The organism is Cellulosimicrobium sp. G4 BAM 1002 (genome assembly GCF_057126935.1).
This window is the reverse complement of the sequence record NZ_CP182109.1, coordinates 4,055,480-4,075,963: the sequence shown is the minus strand read 5'-3', so window position 1 is coordinate 4,075,963 and position 20,484 is coordinate 4,055,480. Positions and strand designations below refer to the sequence as shown.

Below are 20,484 nucleotides of genomic sequence, written 5' to 3'. Positions count from 1 at the left end.
GAGCGGCACCTGAAAGAGTCGCCCCAGCGTCCACCGAGATGGACGCCCCCGGTGCGCTCGAAGGAGCGCGCGCCCGTGCGGCTCGACGAAGAGGACGAATCATGAGGTCTCGGAAGTTCCTGGCGGCATCGGCCGCCCTGATGGCGAGCGCGATGGTGCTCACGGCCTGTGGCGGCGGAGGGGAGTCCGGCTCGGGTGACGGCGACACCTCGCTGACCTTCTGGCACAACTCCACCACCGGCCCCGGCAAGGCGTACTGGGAGGACACCGCCGCCGCGTTCGAGGAGGCGAACCCCGGCGTCACGGTCGAGATCCAGGCCATCCAGAACGAGGACATGGACGGCAAGCTCCAGACCGCCCTCAACTCCGGCGACGCGCCCGACATCTTCATGGCGCGCGGCGGCGGCAAGCTCGCCGACGTCGTCGAGGCCGGACAGGTCAAGGACCTCACGGACCTCGTCGACCCCGCGGTCGAGGAGGCCGTCGGCGGCTCGCTGAGCGCCATGTCGGTCGACGGCAAGGTCTATGGCCTGCCCGTCTCGATCCTGCCGGGCGGCATGTTCTACAGCGCCGACCTGTTCGAGCAGGCAGGCGTCGCCGCGAACCCGACCACGATCGACGAGCTCGTCGCCGCGAACGACCAGCTCAAGGCGGCCGGCATCGCGCCCATCGCGCTCGGTGCCAAGGACGCGTGGCCCGCGGCGCACTGGTACTACTTCTTCGCCCTGCGGTACTGCTCGCAGGAGACCATGAACGAGGCGGCCGAGACCCGCACGTTCGACGCGCCGTGCTGGACGGAGGCCGGTGAGGCCCTCGCCGACTTCGCCGCGACCGAGCCCTTCAACGAGGGCTTCCTCACGACGTCGGCACAGCAGGGCGCCGGTTCGTCCGCGGGCATGATCGCCAACCACCAGGCCGCCATGGAGCTCATGGGCGCCTGGAACCCGGGCCAGATCGCGTCCCTCACGCCCGACGAGAAGCCGCTGCCCGACCTGCAGTGGTTCCCCTTCCCCGCCGTCGACGGCGGTGAGGGCGAGCCGGGCGCCATGATGGGCGGCGTCGACGGTTACTCGTGCTACGTGGACGCGCCGGACGCGTGCGTCGACTTCCTCAACTTCGCCCTCACGAAGGGCTCGCAGGAGGCCTACGCGGAGGCCTTCCAGACGCTCCCCGCGAGCACCGAGGCGCAGGGCGTCGTCACCGACCCGGCGCTGGTGTCGATCCTCGAGGCCTACAACGAGGCGCCCTACGTCTCCGTCTGGCTCGACACGCTCTACGGCCAGAACATCGGCAACGCGCTCAACACGGCCGTCGTGAACCTCCTCGCGGGGCAGGGCACGGCCGACGACATCGTCACGGCCGTCAACGACGCGGCCGCCAAGGAGTAGCTCGAGCCATGAGCGTGTCCCAGGGCGAGATCTCGCCGAGCACGACGACGCCCGAGGACAGGGCCGGGTCCGGGGGCGGTGCTGACGCACCGGCCTCGGCCCGGTCCGAGCGGCCCCGGCGAGGACGGCACGGGCGCTGGCAGCAGCGCGCCGAGGTGGCCGTCCTCGCTGGGCCGGCGCTCGTCGTCTTCGTCACGTTCGTCATCGTCCCCGTGGTGATGGCGGGCTACTACGGCTTCTTCAAGTGGAAGGGCTTCGGCCCGCCGACCGAGTTCGTCGGTTTCGAGAACTACCGCATCATCTTCCAGGACGCCGAGTTCATCGCGGCGCTGGGCCACAACGCGTTCATCGTCGTGATGTCGCTCGTGGTGCAGGGCCCGGTCGCGGTCGCGGTCGCGCTCCTGCTGAACCGCCGCATCCGCGGGCGCTCGATCATCCGCGTCCTCGTGTTCGTCCCGTACGTGGTGTCCGAGGTGATCGTCGGCACGGGCTTCAGCCTCATGCTCGCTACCAACGGCGCCGTGAACGACCTGCTCGACAAGATCGGCCTGTCGTTCCTGACGGTCGACTGGCTCGCCGACCCGGACGTCGCGATCTGGACGCTCCTGCTGATCATCTCGTGGAAGTACATCGGCTTCGCCGTGATCCTCTTCCTCGCCGGGCTCCAGGGGGTCCCTGACGAGCTGTCGGAGGCGTCGGCGATCGACGGCGCGACGTACTGGCAGACCCAGCGGTTCATCACGCTCCCGCTGCTCGGCCCGACGCTGCGGATCTGGGCGTTCCTGTCGATCATCGGCTCGCTCCAGCTCTTCGACCTCGTCTTCATCATCTGGGGCCAGTACGTGGCCTCGACCGCGGGGACGTCGACCATGGCGACCTACATGGTCGGGAGCGGCCGGCTCGCCGGGAACTACGGCTTCGGCAGCGCCGTCGCCGTCGTTCTGTTCCTCATCTCCCTCGCGGTGGCGCTCGTCTACCAGCGGTTCGTCCTGCGCCGTGACACCGAGGGCGCGCTCACGGAAGGGAAGAAGTGATGGCCACCGTCACCGCGGCACCCACGCCCGCGCGCGCCCCGGGCGCCTCGGCCCCGAAGCCCTCCCGCGGCTCGGGCCTCGGCAAGGGCGGCCCGCTCACGTACGTCGTGGCATACCTGTTCGTCGGGTTGTGCCTCGCCCCGATCGCGTACATCGTCATCGGCGGCTTCCGCACCAACGCGCAGATCACGGCGGACCCGTCCGGGCTGCCGTCGCCCTGGCAGGTCTCGAACTACGTCGACGTCCTCACGGGCTCGCTGTTCTGGCAGCAGCTCGGGAACTCGGTCGTCGCCGGGCTGCTCACGACGATCGGGGTCGTGGTCCTCGGCCTCATGGCGAGCTACGTGCTCGCGCGGTACTCGTTCCTCGGCCGCGCCGCGATGTACTCGCTGTTCGCCGCGGGGCTCATGTTCCCCATGACGGTCGCGATCACCCCGCTGTACATCATGATCCGGTCGCTCGGCCTGATGAACAGCATCGGCGGGCTCGTCCTGCCGCAGATCGCGTTCGCGCTCCCGACGACCGTGATCATCCTCGTGCCGTTCCTGCGGGCGATCCCGCGCGAGCTCGAGGAGGCCGCGGCGATCGACGGCGCCAGCCGGCTCGGCTTCTTCTTCCGCATGGTCGTGCCGCTGTCGCTCCCGGGCGTGGTCACGGTCGGCATCCTCGCGTTCGTCGCGAGCTGGAACAGCTACATGCTTCCGCTCTTCATCCTCAACGACGAGACGTCGTACACGCTGCCGCTCGGCGTGCAGGCGTTCGCGTCGCAGTACTCGGTGGACACGGCCCGGGTGCTCGCCTTCACGTCCCTGTCGATGATTCCCGCGCTCGTCTTCTTCTCGCTGTTCGAGCGGCGCATCGTCGGCGGCCTCACCGGCGCGGTCAAGGGCTGACCCCCGCCCTGTCCGCCGCCCCACTGCACAAGGAGAACTGTCCGTGACCGACGTCGCCCCTGCCGTCCCGACGGCACCCACCGAGCCCGCACAGCTGCCCTCGCAGATGCCCACGGTCTCGGAGCGCGTCCGCGCGCTGCACGCCCGCATGACGCTCGACGAGAAGCTCGCCCAGCTCGTGGGCTACTGGCTCGACCAGAACGGCACCGTCGCGCCGATGCAGTCGGAGATGACGGCGGGCCAGCAGGACGCGGGCCTGCTGCCGGAGATCACGCAGCACGGGATCGGGCACTACACCCGGGTCTACGGGACGCGTCCCGTCGACCCGGCGGAGCGTGCGGCGTGGCTGTGGGCGGAGCAGCGCCGCCTGCAGCGCGAGACGAGGCTCGGCATCCCGGCGATCGTGCACGAGGAGTGCCTCACCGGGCTCGCCGCCTGGCGGGCGGCGACGTACCCGACGCCGCTCGCGTGGGGCGCCTCGTTCGACCCGGCGCTCGTGGAGGAGATGGCGCACGAGGTCGGCGAGTCCATGCGCGCGCTCGGCGTGCACCAGGGCCTCGCGCCCGTCCTCGACGTCGTGCGCGACCCCCGCTGGGGCCGCGTCGACGAGTGCGTGGGCGAGGACCCGTACCTCGTGGGCACCGTGGGCACGGCGTACGTGCGCGGTCTGCAGGACGCGGGGGTGCACGCGACGCTCAAGCACTTCGTCGGGTACTCCGGCTCGCACGCGGGCCGCAACCACGCGCCGGTGAGCGCCGGTCCGCGCGAGCTCGCCGACGTCTACCTGCCGCCGTTCGAGATGGCCGTGCGCGACGGCGGAGCCCGGTCGGTCATGGCGTCGTACGTCGACGTCGACGGCGTTCCGCTGCACGGCAGCACGGAGTACCTCACCGAGATCCTGCGCGAGCGGTGGGGGTTCGACGGCGTGGTCGTCGCCGACTACTTCGGCGTCGCGTTCCTCGAGGTGATGCACCGCGTCGCGGCCGACCGCGGCGAGGCTGCGGCGCAGGCGCTCCAGGCCGGCCTCGACGTCGAGCTGCCGACGGGCGACGCCTATCTCGAGCCTCTCGCCGAGCGCGTGCGCTCCGGCGCGCTCGACGAGGCGTGGGTCGACCGCGCCGTCCTGCGCCTCCTCGGCCAGAAGGAGGAGCTCGGCCTGCTCGACCCGGGCGCATACGCCGACGAGCCCCCGACGGCGATCGACCTCGACACCCCCCAGCAGCGCGCGACCGCGCGCCGGCTCGCCCAGGAGTCGCTCGTGCTGCTCGCGAACGACGGCGTGCTGCCGCTCGTACCGCGGCACCCCGGCGGCGCCGGAGACACGCAGCCCGCCCCGCGGCGCGTCGCCGTCGTCGGCCCCAACGCGGACTCGTCCGAGGCGCTCATGGGGTGCTACTCGTTCGTCAACCACGTGCTCGCGCATCACCCCGGCACGCCGGCGGGCATCGCCCTGCCGACGGTCCTGGAGTCGCTGCGCGACGCGCTCGCGGGCACGGGCGCGGAGGTGACGCACGCGGTCGGGTGCGCGGTCGACGGCGACGACCTCACGGGCCTGCCCGACGCGGTCGCCGCCGCGCGGGACTCGGACGTCGCGGTCGTCGTCGTCGGCGACGAGGCGGGGCTGTTCGGGCGTGGCACGGTCGGCGAGGGCAACGACGTCGAGTCGCTCGAGCTCCCGGGCGTGCAGCGGCGGCTCGTCGAGGAGGTCGTCGCGACGGGCACGCCCGTCGTGCTCGTGCTCCTCACCGGTCGCCCGTACGCGATCGGCTGGGCGCTCGACGACGGGTCCGGCGCGCCCGGTGCCGGCCGGCCGGCCGCCGTCGTGCAGGGGTTCTTCCCCGGCGAGGAGGGCGGCCGCGCGGTCGCCGACGTCCTCACCGGCGCGGTCAACCCGTCCGGGCGCCTGCCCGTGTCGCTGCCGCGCGCCGGCGGTGCGCAGCCCTACTCCTACCTGCACCCCGTGCTCGGTGGCCCGTCCGACGTGACGTCCGCCGACCCCACGCCCGTGCGACCGTTCGGCTTCGGGCTGTCGTACACCTCGTTCGCGTACGCGGACCTGGAGGTCGACGCGGCCGTCGCGGCCGGCGGCACGTTCGCCGCCGCGGTCACCGTCACGAACACCGGCGACGTCGCAGGGACGGACGTCGTGCAGCTCTACGCGCGCGACGTCCTCGGGTCCGTGCCGCGACCGGTCGCCCAGCTCCTGGGCTACGCGCGCGTGGACCTCGCCCCGGGCGAGTCCCGGCGCGTGACGTTCGACGTCCCGACGGCACGCCTCGCGTTCTCCGACCGGCGCCTGGTCCGCATCGTCGAGCCGGGCGACGTCGAGGTGTGGGTCGGCGCTCACGCGGGGGCGGTGGACGCGGTCCCCAGCCCCGACGACCTGGGCGCGACGACCGGCGGAGCCATCGTCAACGAGTCGGCGTCGGCCGAGCGGCGCGTCGTGCCCGGCGCCGCGACGCCGCGCGCGCGGATCGCGGTCACCGGATCTGTCCACGCGGTCACGGCGGCGGACGAGCGTCTCGTCGCGGTCGACGTCTCGGGCCCGGTCGCGGGGGCGGGCCGGTGACGCGCGTCGAGAACCCGCTCCTGCCCGGCTGCTTCCCCGACCCGTCGGTGTGCCGCGTGGGCGACGACTACTACCTCGTCACGTCGACGTTCGAGTACCTGCCGGGCCTGCCGGTCCTGCGCAGCCGCGACCTCGCGACGTGGGAGCACGTCGGGGACGTCGTGGACCGGTCGGGGCAGCTCGACTACGACGGCATCCGCTCGTCGGGCGGGCTCTACGCGCCGACGCTGCGCCACCACGACGGCACGTTCTGGCTCGTGTGCACGCTCGTCGACCCGCAGGACGGGTCGCGCGGCGGCAACTTCGTCATGACCGCGAGCGACCCGGCGGGCCCCTGGTCCGACCCGGTGTGGCTGCGCGACGAGGACGGCGAGCGCGTCGCGGGCATCGACCCGTCGATCTTCTTCGACGACGACGGCCGCGCGTGGCTGCACGGCACCCGGCTCGCGGAAGACCCGGAGTGGTTCCACCAGACCGAGGTCTGGGTGCGTGAGCTGGACCTGAGGACGAAGACCCTCGTCGGGCCGGAGCACGTCGTGTGGACCGGTGCGGTGCGCGGTGCGGTGTGGGCCGAGGGCCCGCACCTGTACAAGGTCGACGGCACGTACTACCTGCTCGCGGCCGAGGGCGGGACGGACTTCCACCACGCGATCTCGGTGGCGCGCGCGTCCGCCGTCACCGGTCCGTACGAGGGGAACAAGGCCAACCCGGTGCTCACGCACCGCCACCTCGGCCGCGGGGTCGACGTCGTGGGGGTCGGGCACGCCGACCTCGTCGAGGCGCCCGACGGCTCGTGGTGGGCCGTGCTGCTCGCGATGCGCACCTACGGCGGCTACCACTACCCGCTCGGTCGCGAGACGTTCCTCGTCCCCGTGGCGTGGGAGGACGGGTGGCCGGTCTTCGCGCCCGGTGAGGGCCGCGTGCCCGACGCCGTCGAGGTCCCGTTCGCGGGCGCCTCGCACCGGGCCGCGATCCAGGGCGGTGCGAGCGGCGTCGTCGGGCCCGACGACCCGCGGTGGACCGCCGTGCGCGCGCTCCCGCGCGACGTCGCGACCCCTGCGGGCGAGGGCTGGGACCTGCCCGTGCGGCCGACGACGCTGGCCGAGCCCCATGAGCCCGCGTTCCTCGGGCTCCGCCAGCAGCACCGCGACGTCGACGTCACGGTGACCGTGCACCCGCCGCAGGGTGCAGGGGAGTGGGCCGGCGTGGTCGTGCGCCAGTCGGAGCAGGACCACGTGCGGCTCCTCGTCGAAGGCGGGACGGCGGGCGCCACGTCCGACAGCGGCGCGGCGCGGCGGGTCGTCGCCGTGCACCGGCGCGCGGGGGAGGACCACGTCGTCGGAGAGGTCACGGTGCCGGCGCCGCCCGGCGCGCCGGTCGCCGTCGGGCTGCGGGTGCGCGAGCAGGACTACGGGCTGGTCGCGGGACCGGGCGACGACGGCGAGCCGACGCTCGTGGCGACCGTCGACGGCCGGACGCTCGACTCCACCGCCGCGGGCGGGTTCCTGGGCCTCTGGCTCGGCGTCCACGCCACGAGCGAGGGCCGCCCGACGACGTCCGTCGTGCGCGTGGAGCGGTTCGAGTACGTCCCGGTCGGCTGACCCGGCGGCTCGGCGAGTGACCGGCCGCGCGCGGCGCTACGGTCAGGGCATGTCGAGCGCCGGGACGAGGATCGAGGAGGACCTGCTCGGGACCAAGGAGGTCCCGGCGGACGCCTACTACGGGATCCACACGGTGCGGGCGACGGAGAACTTCCGCATCTCGGGCACGACGGTCAGCGACGTGCCCGAGATGATCCGCGGGATGGTGCTCGTCAAGAAGGCGTCGGCGCTCGCGAACCGGGAGCTGCGCACGATCGAGCGCGACATCGCGGACGCGATCGTCGCGGCGTGCGACGAGATCCTGGTCCACGAGCGCTGCCTCGACCAGTTCCCGGTCGACGTGTTCCAGGGCGGGGCGGGGACCAGCGTCAACATGAACACGAACGAGGTCGTGGCGAACCTCGCGCTCGAGCTCGTCGGGTTCGCCAAGGGGCGCTACGACGTCATCAACCCCAACGACCACGTCAACCGCTCGCAGTCGACCAACGACGCCTACCCCACGGGGTTCCGGCTCGCGGTGCACGCGCTCGTCGGTCGGCTCAAGGACGAGGTCCGGCTGCTGGAGCGGGCGTTCGACGAGAAGGCGTCGGAGTTCGCGGACGTCCTGAAGATGGGCCGCACCCAGCTCCAGGACGCCGTGCCCATGAGCCTCGGCCAGGAGTTCGCCGGCTTCTCCGTGAACATCGGCGAAGAGGTCAAGCGCCTCGCCGCCGCCGCCGACCTGCTGCTCGAGGTCAACCTCGGCGCGACGGCGATCGGCACGGGTCTCAACACGCCGCCCGGCTACCCGAAGGTCGCGACGCGCCGGCTCGCCGAGGTGAGCGGCCTCGCGACCGTCCCGGCCGAGAACCTCGTCGAGGCGACCTACGACAACGGCGCGTACCTCGCCGCCCACTCCGCGCTCAAGCGTCTGGCGGCCAAGCTGTCGAAGATCTGCAACGACCTGCGGCTGCTGTCCTCCGGCCCGCGCGCCGGGCTGGGGGAGATCAACCTGCCCGAGCTGCAGGCCGGGTCGTCGATCATGCCCGCCAAGGTCAACCCCGTGATCCCCGAGGTCGTCAACCAGGTGTGCTTCAAGGTCATGGGGAACGACGTGACCATCACGCACGCGGCCGAGGCCGGCCAGCTCCAGCTCAACGTCATGGAGCCCGTGCTCGCGCAGGCCATGTTCGAGTCCCTGCGGCTCCTGACCAACGCGTGCGACGCGTTGCGGACCAAGTGCGTCGTCGGCATTACGGCCAACGTCGAGGTGTGCCGCCGGCACGTGCTCGACTCCATCGGCATCGTCACCTACCTCAACGAGATCATCGGGCACCGCAACGGCGACCTCGTGGGCGCCGAGGCGGCGCGCACGGGCGCCTCGGTGCGCGACGTCGTCGTGGCGCGCGGACTGCTCCTCCCCGAGGAGGTCGACGCCTTGCTCACGACGGAGAACTTCCTGCGCCCCCAGTACACGGGGCGCTACTTCGCACCGGACGAGCGCGGCATCCCCGAGCCGGGCGGGGAGGGCGGGTCGTCCCGGCTCTCGGAGTCCGACGACGCCGTCGGGGCGCCGTCCGACCCCGAGCCCGAGGACGATTGACCGCGGACGACGCGCAGAAGGACGCCGACCGCGAGCACGACCGTCCCGGCCACGACGCTCGGGAGCGGCAGCGTGACGACGAGCGCGACGCACCCGAGCGCACCGAGCACCTGGAGCGCGCGCGGGTACAGCCGGTGCCCCGCGGTCTGCCGCAGCGCGGACAGGTTCGCGACGAGGTAGTACACGAGCACGCCGAACGACGAGAACCCGATCGCGCCGCGCAGGTCCGTGGTGAGCACGAGCACCACGACCACCGCCCCGACGGCGAGCTCCGCCCGGTACGGCACGCGGTGGACCGGGTGCACGGCCGCGAACCACCCGGGCAGGTCGCCCGTGCGGGCCATGGCGAGACCCGTCCGGCTCACTCCGGCGAGCAGCGCGAGGAGCGCGCCGGCGCTCGCGGCGACCGCCCCCACGCTCACCACCGGCCCGGCCCACGTCCACGACCCGGCGGCGACCGCGTCGGCCAGCGGCGAGGCGGACGCGGCGAGCCCGGCCGGCCCGAGCACCGCGAGCAGCGTCACCGCCACGACCGCGTAGAGCACGACGACGACCCCGAGCGACACGAGGACCGCGCGCGGGATCGTGCGGCGCGGGTCGCGCACCTCCTCACCGAGGGTCGCGACGCGCGCGTACCCGGCGAACGCGAAGAACAGCAGCCCCGCGGACTGCAGGACGCCGTACCAGCCGCCGTGCGCGCCGTCGGCGTCGAGGACGGCGGACCAGCGCGGCGCCGTCCCGGCGAGGCTCGCCGCGACGGCGGTCGCGATCGCGAGGAGCGCGACGGCGACGATCGCCCGGGCGAGCCGCGCAGTGCGCGTCACGCCCCGGTAGCCCACCGCCGTGAGCAGGACGACGGCGGCAGCAGCCACCGGGCGCTCCCATCCGGGCGGCGCGGCGTAGGCCGCGAGGACGAGCGCCATCGCGGCGCAGCTCGCCGTCTTCCCGACGACGAACCCCCACCCGGCGACGTACCCCCACCACGGACCGAGCTGCTCGCGCCCGTAGACGTACGTCCCGCCCGACGTGGGGTACTGGGTGGCGAGCTGGGCCGACGACGTCGCGTTCGCGTACGCGACCACGGCGGCGAGCCCGAGGCCTATCAGCAGCCCTGTCCCGGCGGCCGCGGCGGCGGGGGCGAACGCGGAGAACACGCCCGCGCCGATCATCGCGCCGAGACCGATGACGACGGCGTCGACGGTGCCCAGGGTGCGGGCGAGGCTCGGACGGTCGGGGCGCGGCACGCGCCCATGGTGGCAGGTGCGGGTGACGCCCCGGTGAACGGCCCGAGTTGTGGGTCCCGGCGACCGGCCTACGTTCGAGGAAGGAGCCGACCCTCCCGGCCGGCCCGACCGACGAAGGGACGTGCCATGAGCGAGTCGCAGCCGGAGAGCACCCGCCGGACCGGCGAGGAGCAGGACTGGCGGGGCGAGGAGGAGGCGATGCAGGGCGCGCCGGACATCGGGACGGCGGGCGCGTTCCCCGCGCTCGCGAACGAGTCCCTGCCGAAGGACCCGGACGTCCCGACCGACGTCGACCCTGGCGACGAGCGGAGCTGGGGCGACGGAGACGGCTGACGTCGCGGGGGGCCGTGGCCGCTGATCCCGGCCACGGTCCGTCGCACGGTCAGCGCAGGCTCTGACGGTCCAGCCACGCCCCGACCGCGCGCCCGATCTCTGCCGGCCTGTCCTCGGTGGCGTGGTGCCCCGCCGTCCCCACGTGCTCGACCTCGACGGCGGCGAGGTGCTCGTGCGCCCAGGTGACCGCTCGGTCGTCGATCAGGAGGGTCGCGGAGCCGTCGAAGGTGAGCAGGAGCTTCGGCACGTCGGCAGACGTCTCCAGCCACCTCCCGGCCGCTTCGAGGCGCGCGACCAGCTCGGCGGGTGGCTCGGCGAGCTGGCGCGCCCAGGCGAGCAGCGGTCGGCGGCTCTCGCGGGTCGGGTAGGGCGCCAGGTAGGGCGCGAGGTCCTGGTCGGGCACCGGGTGGAGCACGCCGGCGCGGTAGGCCTGCCGGACGGCCGTGTCGTGGTCCAGGAACATCACCTCGCCCTCGGGCGACGCGATGCGCTCGCTCCGCGCGCGGGCCTGCGGGGACAGGTGCTCCGGACGAACGGGCCGCAGCACCGCTTCGAGGGCCGCCACACCGAGCACCCGGCCGGGGTGCCGGGCCGCGCGGTCGATCGCCAGCGCGCCTCCCCAGTCGTGCCCGACGAGGACCGTCGGCTCGTCCCCCAGCACGGCGTCGAACCAGGCGTCGAGGTAGCGGGCGTGGTCGGCGAACCTGTAGTCCAGGTCCGGCTTGCCCGAGCGACCCATGCCGATCAGGTCGGGCGCCAGCAACCTGCCCCGGCCGACGGCCGGGAGCACGTGGCGCCAGGTGTGCGACGACGAGGGGTTGCCGTGGAGGAACACGACGGGCGCGGCACCGGCGTCCTCGTCGGCGCGGACCTCGCGGAAGTGCATGCTCGAGTCGAGGACGCGCACGTCAGGCATCGGTGGCTCCAGGGTCCAGGGGTGCGTCGAGGAGCTCGGTCAGGGCGGTGACCAGCTCGGCGGTACGAGCGCTGCCGCGACCGCCCAGCGGGGCGAGGAGCTGCTCGAGGAGGCCCTGGACCGCGTCCATCGCGGGGTGGGCGACCTCGAGCCCGTGCTCGGTGAGGTGCAGCCGGACGACGCGGGTGTCGCGGTCGTCGCGGGTACGCGTGACGAGCCCGTCGGACTCCAGGGAGCGGACGAGGCGTGAGACGTACATCGGTTCCATGCCGGACGCGTCGGCGAGGACGCGCTGGCTGGGGGCCTCGGCACCGTCCGTGGGGCGGTGACCGCCGGACAGCGAGTAGAGGGTGGTGAGCACGACGTACGTCGCGTGCGTGAGGCCGTAGGCGCCCACGGTGCGGTCGACGGCCGTGCGCCACCGTGTGGACAGCCTCCAGACGAGCGCGCCGGCGGCGGCGCCAGGTGCAGCGAGCATGGGGTCACCGTACATGGCGTCAATAAACATGACAACTGTCTGGCGGTCGCGAGTCGCTCCCCGGGACCTTCCGGCGTCCTGGCGCCCCTCCTGCTGGACCACGTCCCGGCGTCGGGGACACTGGTGACAGCAACATCTGCCAAAACGAGGAGTCTGCAGTGCCCCAGGGAACAGTCCGATGGTTCGACGCCGACCGAGGGTTCGGCTTCATCGACCTCGGGAACGAGGCCGAGGACCTGTTCGTCCACGCGTCCGAGATCGTCGGCGACGACGGACCGAAGCAGCTCCGCGAGGGGCAGGTCGTGGAGTTCGAGGTGGGCGAGGGCGACCGCGGCCCGCAGGCGCGCCGCGTCCGTGTCACGGGCGACCGGGCCCCCGATGCGCCCCTGGGCGTGCTGGGCACCGTCTCCTGGTACGAGCCGGCCAAGGGGTACGGCTTCGTCACGCCCGACGACGGTCGCGGCGAGATCTTCGTGCACAGCTCGGCGATCGTCGGAGGCGGTGTGATCGCGGAGGGCCAGCGGGTGGCGTTCCTCGTCGTCGAGGGGGAGAAGGGCCCGCAGGCGGACCACCTGCTCCCGCTCGGTGCCCAGGCCGCGCAGCCCGCGGCCGACGGCGCCGACGGCACCGTGTCCTGGTACGACGACGTCAAGGGCTTCGGGTTCGTCGCTCCCGACGGAGGCGGGGACGACGTCTTCGTGCACGTCAGTGCCCTGGGCCGGGGACTGACCGAGCTCGCCGAGGGCGCGCGCGTGACGTACGACGTCGTCGCGGGCGACAAGGGGCCGAACGCCCGCAACGTGCAGCTCGTGCGGGGCTCCGGGAGCGGGCGCCCTGTCACGGACCGCGGGCGGCAGGGCCGCCCGGCGTCCGGTGGGCGCGTGCGCGGCGGCGAGGGCACCGTCGCGCGCTACGACGCGGACCGTGGCTTCGGCTTCATCACTCCCGACGCCGGGGGCGAGGACCTGTTCGTGCACGTGTCCGTCGTGCGGGGCGGGGAGGAGCTCGAGGAGGGCGACCGGGTCCGCTACAAGGTCCGGCAGAGCGACCGGGGGCCGCAGGCCGACGGCGTCGAGCTGATCTGAGCGAGGGGCGGCGCGGCTCCCGGTGAGCCGCCCGCTGTACCCCGCTGTGCCCCGACGTGGTCGCGGGGCGCGGGCCGTCCACCCCGGGCACCGGGGGAATGCCCTGGAAGTCGGTGGTCCCGGTCCCTAGGGTCGACGGGATGGACGCCCAGGAGATCCGCTCGGCCTACCTCGACTTCTTCGCCTCCCGAGGGCACGCCGTGATCGCGCGAGCGCCCCTGGTGCTGCACGAGGACCCGACGACCCTGTTCACGGGCGCAGGGATGCAGCCGTTGATGCCCTACCTGCTCGGCGTGCGGCCGCACGCCGCCGGGCGGCTCCTGGCCGACTCGCAGCCGTGCCTGCGGGCGCAGGACATCGACGAGGTCGGGGACCGGCGGCACACGACCTTCTTCGAGATGCTGGGCAACTGGAGCCTGGGGTCTGCCGACGTGGAACGACAGGTCCGGTGGTTCGCCGACTTCCTCGCACTCGTCGGCGTCGACCTCTCGCGCCTGTACGTCACGTGCTTCCGCGGGTCGCCCGAGCACGGGATCCCTCGGGACGAGGCGGCGGCCCGGGCCTGGGTCACGGTGTTCGCCGAGCACGGGATCGAGGCGCCGGTCGTGGACATGGGCTCGCGTGCGGACGGCGACCGCGAGGGGATGCGCGGCGGCCGCGTCTTCCTCTACGACGCCGAGGAGAACTGGTGGAGCCGGGGAGGCGGCCTGGAGGGCACGCCCGTGGGCGACCCCTGCGGACCGGACTCGGAGGTCTTCTACGACCTCGGCCCGGAGCTCCACGACCCGTCGTCCGGTGAGCCCCACCCGGCGAGCGAGGGGGGACGGTTCGTCGAGATCGGCAACCAGGTGTTCATGCGCTACCGCCGCACGAGCGAGGGCTTCGTCCTCCTCGCCGAGCCGAGCATCGACTTCGGGGGCGGGCTCGAGCGCATCGCCGCGGCCGCGACGCCGACCCCCGACGTGTTCGACGTGAGTCTGCTCCGCCCCCTGGTCGACCGGCTGGAGGACCTGAGCGGTCGCGCGTACGAGGACGACCCGCGCCCGTTCCGCGTGATCGCGGACCACGCGCGTGCCGCGACGTTCCTCGCCGCGGACGGCGTGCGGCCGAGCAACAAGGCCCACGGGTACGTGCTGCGGCGGCTCGTGCGTCGGGCCGTGGTGCACGCGCTCCGGCTCGGACTGGAGGACCGGTTCGTCGACGACCTCGTCGGCGTCGTGGCCGAGACGTACCGCGACGCCTACCCGAGCCTGGTCGGGCAGCGCGAGGTTCTGAGCACCGTGCTCCGGGACGAGGAGTCGCGCTTCCGGCGCACGGTGCACCGGGGGCTCCGAGAGCTCGAGAAGCTCCAGGGCACGACCGTCACGGGCGACCACCTGTTCGTGCTCGCCGACACCTGGGGGTTCCCCGTCGAGCTGTCCGTCGACGAGGCCCGCCGCCGCGACATGACTCTCGCCGGGGACTGGCGGGAGGGCTACGCGCTGCGGCGTGCGCGCCAGCAGGCGCGGTCACGCGCGGCCGCGAGCGGGGAATAGTGCGCGTTGCGTGAAGGTTGAGCCTGGTGGACTCAAGTTGAGCCGGGTGAGGTTGCGCGAGCGCCGACCGCGGATCTACCTTGAGTGAAGCAGACTCAACCCGGTCCGCCCGGGCACCGTGCGCCGTCGTGCGCCACGGGTCCGGTGCGGCCACAGCACAACGGAGGCAGCACACATGGCACGAGCAGTCGGGATCGACCTCGGTACCACCAACTCGGTGGTCGCCGTCCTCGAGGGCGGGGAGCCCACGGTCATCGCGAACGCCGAGGGGTCGCGCACGACGCCGTCGGTGGTCGCGTTCTCCAAGACCGGCGAGGTCCTCGTCGGCGAGGTCGCCAAGCGGCAGGCCGTCACGAACGTCGACCGCACCATCAGCTCGGTGAAGCGCCACATGGGCACCGACTGGTCGGTGGAGATCGACGACAAGAACTACACCGCGCAGGAGATCTCCGCGCGCATCCTGGGCAAGCTCAAGCGCGACGCCGAGGAGTACCTGGGCGAGCCCGTCACCGACGCGGTCGTCACCGTCCCGGCGTACTTCAACGACGCCGAGCGCCAGGCGACCAAGGACGCCGGGCAGATCGCGGGCCTCAACGTGACGCGCATCGTCAACGAGCCCACCGCGGCGGCGCTCGCGTACGGCCTGGAGAAGGGCAAGGAGGACGAGCTCATCCTCGTCTTCGACCTGGGTGGCGGCACGTTCGACGTCTCGCTCCTCGAGGTCGGCAAGGACGACGACGACTTCTCCACGATCCAGGTCCGCGCGACGTCGGGCGACAACCGCCTCGGCGGCGACGACTGGGACCAGCGCATCGTCGAGCACCTCATCAAGCAGGTGAAGAACAGCTCGGGCGTCGACCTGTCGAAGGACAAGATCGCGCTCCAGCGTCTGCGTGAGGCGGCGGAGCAGGCGAAGAAGGAGCTCTCGTCCGCGACGAGCACCAACGTCTCGATGCAGTACCTCTCGATGAGCGAGAACGGCCCGATCCACCTGGACGAGAAGCTCACGCGCGCCCAGTTCCAGCAGATGACGCAGGACCTGCTCGACCGGACGAAGGCCCCGTTCCACAAGGTCATCGCCGACGCGGGCGTGTCCGTCTCGGACATCGACCACGTCGTGCTCGTGGGTGGCTCCACCCGCATGCCGGCCGTGACCGACGTCGTCAAGGAGCTCACGGGCGGCAAGGAGCCGAACAAGGGCGTCAACCCGGACGAGGTCGTCGCCGTCGGCGCGGCCCTGCAGGCCGGCGTCATCTCGGGCGACCGCAAGGACGTCCTGCTCATCGACGTGACCCCGCTGTCCCTCGGCATCGAGACCAAGGGTGGCGTGATGACCAAGCTCATCGAGCGCAACACGGCCATCCCGACCAAGCGCAGCGAGATCTTCTCGACGGCCGAGGACAACCAGCCGTCCGTGCTCATCCAGGTGTTCCAGGGCGAGCGCGAGTTCGCGCGCGACAACAAGCCGCTCGGCACGTTCGAGCTCACCGGCATCGCGCCGGCCCCGCGCGGCGTGCCGCAGATCGAGGTCACCTTCGACATCGACGCGAACGGCATCGTCCACGTCGGCGCCAAGGACCGCGGCACCGGCAAGGAGCAGAAGATGACCATCACCGGCGGCTCCGCGCTGCCGAAGGAGGACATCGACCGCATGGTCAAGGAGGCCGAGGAGCACGCGGCCGAGGACAAGAAGCGTCGCGAGGAGGCGGAGACCCGCAACCAGGCCGAGGCGTTCGTGTACTCGACCGAGAAGCTCGTCTCCGAGAACAAGGAGAAGCTCCCGGCCGACGTCGTCACCGAGGTCGAGGCCGACATCGCGTCGGTGAAGTCCGCGCTCGAGGGCGAGGACGCCGCCGCCGTGAAGACCGCGCACGAGAAGCTCGTCGCGTCCTCGCAGAAGATCGGCCAGGCGCTCTACGCCTCGGCCGAGCAGGAGCAGGCCGCCGGCAACCCCGGCGCGGCGACCGACGACGCGACCGCGGCCGCGGGCGCGAGCAGCGCCCCGGACGAGGACGTCGTCGACGCCGAGATCGTGGACGACGAGGACGACAAGAAGTGACGTCGGACGAGGCCCGGGGCCCCGAGGAGCAGGCCGGGCGCGAGCCCGGTCAGGGTCCCGAGGACAAGCCCTTCCAGTTCACCGACAAGCGCAAGGTCGACCCGGAGACCGCCCAGCCCCGCCCCTCGGGCGAGGCGGCGGCCCCCGGGGAGGCCGGCGGGTCGGCCGGGGACGACGCGGAGACGGACCCCCTCGCGGGTCTCGACTTCGAGCCGTCCGGGGAGGCGGAGGTCGATGCGGCGGTCCTCGCCGCGAAGGCCGAGGCCGCCCAGCACCTCGACTCGCTCCAGCGTGAGCGCGCGAGCTTCACGAACTACCGCAACCGGGCGCTGCGCGACCAGGAGGCCGCGCGCACCAAGGGCGTGGAGGACGTGCTGACCGCGCTCCTGCCCGTGCTCGACGACGTGGACCGCGCCCGCCAGCACGGCGAGCTCACCGGCCCGTTCGCCGCGATCGCGGACAAGCTCGACGCGAGCCTCGAGAGGCTCGGGATCGAGCGGTACGGGAAGGTCGGCGAGGAGTTCGACCCGAACGTCCACGAGGCGCTCATGCACCAGGCCGACCCCGAGGCGACCTCGGCGACGGTGAACCTCGTCATCGAGCCGGGGTACCGGATCGGCGACCGCGTCGTGCGTGCCGCGCGCGTGTCGGTCGTCGGGCCCGAGTAGTCCCGCTCCGGGCGGGTCGCACCGCACCATCACCGGCGTGCCCGACGGCGCGGCGCACCTTCTGCGCGAAGGTGCGCCTCGCCGTCGGGCACGCGAGGATCACGAGCAGGCCCACCACGCCACACACGCACGACCAGGCACGACACGAAGGACAAGGACCACGACCACCGACAGGAGGGAGGCGCCGTGACCGGGCAGGACTGGATGGAGAAGGACTTCTACGCCGCGCTCGGCGTCCCCAAGGACGCCGACGACGCCGCGATCAAGAAGGCGTACCGCAAGCTCGCCCGCCAGTACCACCCCGACCAGAACCAGGGCGACGCGGCGGCCGAGGCGAAGTTCAAGGAGATCGGCGAGGCGTACGCCGTCCTCTCCGACCCCAAGGAGCGCGAGCAGTACGACGCGATCCGCGCCATGGCGGGCGGCGGTGCGCGCTTCTCCGCAGGTCCCGGCGGCGCCGGGGGAGCGGGCTTCGAGGACCTGTTCGGCGGCATGTTCGGCGGTGCCGGCGGACCGGGCGGCACCCGGGTGCGGTACTCCACCGGCGGCCAGGGTGCCGCCGGGTTCGAGGACATCCTCGGCTCGATGTTCGGCGGCGCAGGCGGCGCCCAGCAGTTCGGCGGCGGTCCGCGCCCACGCGCCGGGTCGGACGTCGCCGCGAGCACCACGCTCCCGTTCCGCCAGGCGGTCGAGGGGTCGACCGTCACGTTCACCGTCGACGGCCGGAACGTCACCACGCGCATCCCGCCGGGCGTGCGTGACGGGCAGAAGATCCGCCTGCGCGGCAAGGGCCGTCCGGGCATGGGCGGCGGTCCCGACGGTGACCTCGTCGTCACCGTCCACGTGACGCCGCACCCCGTGTTCGCGGCCGACGGCACCAACCTGCGCGTGACCGTCCCCGTGACGTTCGCCGAGGCGACGCTCGGTGCGACCATCAGCGTGCCGACGCTGGACGGCGGGTCGGTCAAGGTCAAGGTCCCCGCCGGGACGCCGTCGGGCCGCACCCTGCGCGTCAAGGGCCGCGGTGTGCAGACCGCGAAGGCGACCGGGGACCTGCTCGTCACCGTGCAGGTCGCCGTGCCGCAAAAGCTGTCCAAGGCCGCGCGGGCGGCGGTCGAGACGTTCGCCGCCGAGACGGACGGCGAGGACGTGCGAGCGGACCTGGCCCGCCAGGCGACGGAGTGATCCCGGTGGCCGACGTCGACCAGGACGCACCCGTCCTCGTCATCTCCCAGGCGGCGGCGCTCGCGGGGATGCATCCCCAGACGCTGCGCCAGTACGACCGCCTCGGCCTCGTCGTGCCGCGCCGCACGGCGGGCCGGGGGCGCCGGTACTCGCTGCGTGACGTCGGCAAGCTCCTCGAGGTCCAGCGGCTGAGCCACGACGAGGGCATCAACCTCGCGGGCATCCAGCGCATCCTCGCCCTGGAGTCCCAGGTGGAGCGGCTCGAGCGGCGCATCGAGGCGCTCTCCGCGCGGGTCGAGCCCGGTGGGCGCGTGTTCGCGGCCGCGGCGAGCGGCGACGTCGTCGTGGTGCCCCGCGGGCGCAGCGTGCGCCGCGGCGTCGAGGAGGCGCTGCGCGAGACGTTCGCCGAGCACTCCGAGGCGCGCGCCCTGGTCATCTGGCGCCCGGCGCCCGACGACTCCGGCGACTGACCGGTCGGCTTCGGCGGGCCCCGCGCACTGCGGCGAAATTATTTCGAAAGAATGCCGTGCGCTAATTCGCATTCTTTCGCGCAATTCTTAGCAAGGCCTTCCTTGCTATACAGCGTTGCTTGTCAGGAATATCGTGGAGGGAAGCGCAGCCCCCAGTTCCGTCCAGACAGGAGATCGCGATGAGCAGCCTCATGGAGATGCCCCAGGTCGTCGAGTGTTCCATCGACGGGTGCGGTTACAACCACGACCACGGGTGCCACGCCGGTGCCGTCACGATCGCCGGTCACCTGGGGGACGCCGAGTGCGCCACCTTCATCCCGCTGGGCACCAAGGGCGGGCTCGAGAAGGTCCTGGCCCACGTCGGCGCCTGCCAGCGCACGGAGTGCATCCACAACGCGTCGCTCGAGTGCTCGGCGCCGTCGATCCGCGTGGGGGCGGGGCCGTCGAGCGAGGTCAGCGCGGACTGTCTGACCTTCACGCCGCGCTGACCCTTCACGCGACGACCCACGACGCCCCGGACCGCGCGCTCGCCCGCGCGGGACGGGGCGTTCGTCGTGCGCGGAGCGCACCGCCCGAGACGCGTCAGCGCTCCAGCGTGTGGAGGAGGTCGACCACGCCCGCATGGGTCCGGGGGAGTGGTTCGAACCACAGGCGTGGCGGCCGACGCAGGATCGCGGTGACGCCGAGCGCGAGACCCGTCCGGTCGATCCGGTGCCGCAGCTCCGACCGGAGCGCGTCGTCGTCGGAGCTGCGCTCGCCCAGGACCACGAACAGCCCGTTGCCGAGCGACGCCATCGGGTGCCCGTCGCCGAACGTCTGGGTGAGCGCCCGCCCCATCGCGGCGGACCGGGCGAAGCGCTGCCACCCGGTGAGCTCGTCGAGCGCGACGTCGACGACGAGGAGACCGTGCGTCTCGGCCGGCGGTACTCCCGCACGCTGTGCGACGCCGTAGGTCTCGCGCAGCCGGTGCACGAGGTACTGCGTGGTCGCGAGCCCGGACTCCGGGTCGAGCACCTCAGGCGTCACGGGCACCGACTCGTAGCCCTCCGTCCACCCGACCGCGACGGCCCGCAGCAGCTCGAGGTCCGGTTCACGGGCGTGCGCACGGTAGAGGCACGCGACGTCGTCGATGGCCTCGCCGATCCCGACGCCCGCCTCGCCGCGCACGCGACCGAGGCGTTCCGCCGCAGGTGTGACGTCGCGGCGCTCGCACACGGCCTCCGTGAGCGCGTCCACGGCTGGGTGGTACCAGTCGCCGGGTCGGAGCCAGACGCTCTCGAGGCTCGCGGCGCGCCAGTGCTCCCGCAGCGCGTCGGGGGCAGGCGTGGCGTACCCATGGAGGAGGTCCATGTAGAGGAGACGGGCGAGGGCCCGCTGTATGACGCGAGTTCGGCAAAAAGTTCCTGGGACGGCTGGTCCGGGTTAAAAAAGGGCGAACCGGGGC

Annotated in this window: 17 protein-coding genes and 1 pseudogene; 14 read left to right on the top strand and 4 right to left on the bottom strand. The window is 72.9% G+C overall.

The genetic code is table 11. The features are described from left to right. Positions 1-101: 101 nt before the first annotated feature. The 6 genes and pseudogenes from ACMXGY_RS18140 to aspA all read left to right on the top strand — a co-directional run. Entirely contained in the window at positions 102-1,388 is a 1,287-nt protein-coding gene (locus ACMXGY_RS18140; RefSeq protein ID WP_483774356.1) for an extracellular solute-binding protein, read from the top strand. A gap of 8 nt (positions 1,389-1,396) precedes the next feature. Then, complete coding sequence (locus ACMXGY_RS18135) at positions 1,397-2,422, top strand: carbohydrate ABC transporter permease (protein ID WP_483774355.1); 1,026 nt, start codon at positions 1,397-1,399, stop codon at positions 2,420-2,422. Next, positions 2,422-3,315 (top strand): carbohydrate ABC transporter permease, encoded by an 894-nt coding sequence (locus ACMXGY_RS18130; RefSeq protein WP_483774354.1) that lies wholly within the window; start codon positions 2,422-2,424, stop codon positions 3,313-3,315. The genes ACMXGY_RS18135 and ACMXGY_RS18130 overlap by 1 nt, the downstream gene beginning before the upstream one ends. 106 nt (positions 3,316-3,421) lie before the next feature. Beyond that, positions 3,422-5,884 carry a beta-xylosidase/alpha-l-arabinosidase gene (locus ACMXGY_RS18125; RefSeq protein ID WP_483776904.1) on the top strand — a complete coding sequence of 821 codons (2,463 nt, stop codon included), beginning with the start codon at positions 3,422-3,424 and terminating at the stop codon, positions 5,882-5,884. Further along, entirely contained in the window at positions 5,881-7,485 is a 1,605-nt protein-coding gene (locus ACMXGY_RS18120; protein ID WP_483774353.1) for a glycoside hydrolase family 43 protein, read from the top strand. The genes ACMXGY_RS18125 and ACMXGY_RS18120 overlap by 4 nt, the downstream gene beginning before the upstream one ends. 49 nt (positions 7,486-7,534) lie before the next feature. Next, positions 7,535-8,935: pseudogene (gene aspA, locus ACMXGY_RS18115) on the top strand (aspartate ammonia-lyase); the annotation flags it as partial. Positions 8,936-8,946: 11 nt separating this feature from the next. Here aspA and ACMXGY_RS18110 read toward each other — a convergent pair. Next, on the bottom strand, positions 8,947-10,236 hold the full coding sequence (locus ACMXGY_RS18110) for an APC family permease (protein ID WP_483776903.1): 1,290 nt from the start codon (positions 10,234-10,236) through the stop codon (positions 8,947-8,949). Positions 10,237-10,437: 201 nt separating this feature from the next. Here ACMXGY_RS18110 and ACMXGY_RS18105 point away from each other — a divergent pair, with 201 nt between their 5' ends. Continuing rightward, positions 10,438-10,644, top strand: a complete 207-nt coding sequence (locus ACMXGY_RS18105) for a hypothetical protein (RefSeq protein ID WP_483774352.1) — start codon at positions 10,438-10,440, stop codon at positions 10,642-10,644. 49 nt (positions 10,645-10,693) lie between these two features. Here ACMXGY_RS18105 and ACMXGY_RS18100 read toward each other — a convergent pair whose 3' ends face one another. Beyond that, positions 10,694-11,560, bottom strand: a complete 867-nt coding sequence (locus ACMXGY_RS18100) for a haloalkane dehalogenase (RefSeq protein WP_483774351.1) — start codon at positions 11,558-11,560, stop codon at positions 10,694-10,696. Further along, on the bottom strand, positions 11,553-12,038 hold the full coding sequence (locus ACMXGY_RS18095) for a MarR family winged helix-turn-helix transcriptional regulator (RefSeq protein WP_483774350.1): 486 nt from the start codon (positions 12,036-12,038) through the stop codon (positions 11,553-11,555). The genes ACMXGY_RS18100 and ACMXGY_RS18095 overlap by 8 nt, the downstream gene beginning before the upstream one ends. A gap of 158 nt (positions 12,039-12,196) precedes the next feature. Between ACMXGY_RS18095 and ACMXGY_RS18090 the strand changes: the two genes are divergently transcribed. The 7 genes from ACMXGY_RS18090 to ACMXGY_RS18060 all read left to right on the top strand — a co-directional run bounded on the left by ACMXGY_RS18090 (position 12,197) and on the right by ACMXGY_RS18060 (position 19,528). Beyond that, on the top strand, positions 12,197-13,123 hold the full coding sequence (locus ACMXGY_RS18090; RefSeq protein ID WP_483774349.1) for a cold-shock protein: 927 nt from the start codon (positions 12,197-12,199) through the stop codon (positions 13,121-13,123). A gap of 140 nt (positions 13,124-13,263) precedes the next feature. Then, complete coding sequence (locus tag ACMXGY_RS18085; RefSeq protein ID WP_483774348.1) at positions 13,264-14,658, top strand: alanine--tRNA ligase-related protein; 1,395 nt, start codon at positions 13,264-13,266, stop codon at positions 14,656-14,658. Positions 14,659-14,833: 175 nt separating this feature from the next. Continuing rightward, positions 14,834-16,717, top strand: a complete 1,884-nt coding sequence (gene dnaK / locus ACMXGY_RS18080; RefSeq protein WP_483774347.1) for a molecular chaperone DnaK — start codon at positions 14,834-14,836, stop codon at positions 16,715-16,717. Then, entirely contained in the window at positions 16,714-17,385 is a 672-nt protein-coding gene (gene grpE / locus ACMXGY_RS18075) for a nucleotide exchange factor GrpE (protein ID WP_483774346.1), read from the top strand. Before dnaK ends, grpE begins: the two co-directional genes overlap by 4 nt. A gap of 186 nt (positions 17,386-17,571) precedes the next feature. Continuing rightward, a complete protein-coding gene (locus ACMXGY_RS18070; RefSeq protein WP_483774345.1) occupies positions 17,572-18,570 on the top strand; it encodes a DnaJ C-terminal domain-containing protein in 999 nt (332 codons plus the stop codon). 68 nt (positions 18,571-18,638) lie between these two features. Next, a complete protein-coding gene (locus ACMXGY_RS18065; protein ID WP_483776902.1) occupies positions 18,639-19,040 on the top strand; it encodes a heat shock protein transcriptional repressor HspR in 402 nt (133 codons plus the stop codon). A gap of 179 nt (positions 19,041-19,219) precedes the next feature. Then, positions 19,220-19,528, top strand: coding sequence for a DUF1540 domain-containing protein (locus ACMXGY_RS18060; RefSeq protein ID WP_483774344.1), 309 nt, complete (start codon positions 19,220-19,222; stop codon positions 19,526-19,528). A gap of 94 nt (positions 19,529-19,622) precedes the next feature. Here the strand turns inward: ACMXGY_RS18060 and ACMXGY_RS18055 are convergent, their stop codons facing one another. Then, the gene (locus ACMXGY_RS18055) at positions 19,623-20,390 is read right to left on the bottom strand and encodes a hypothetical protein (protein ID WP_483774343.1); all 768 of its coding nucleotides are present in this window, start codon (positions 20,388-20,390) and stop codon (positions 19,623-19,625) included. Positions 20,391-20,484: the final 94 nt, after the last annotated feature.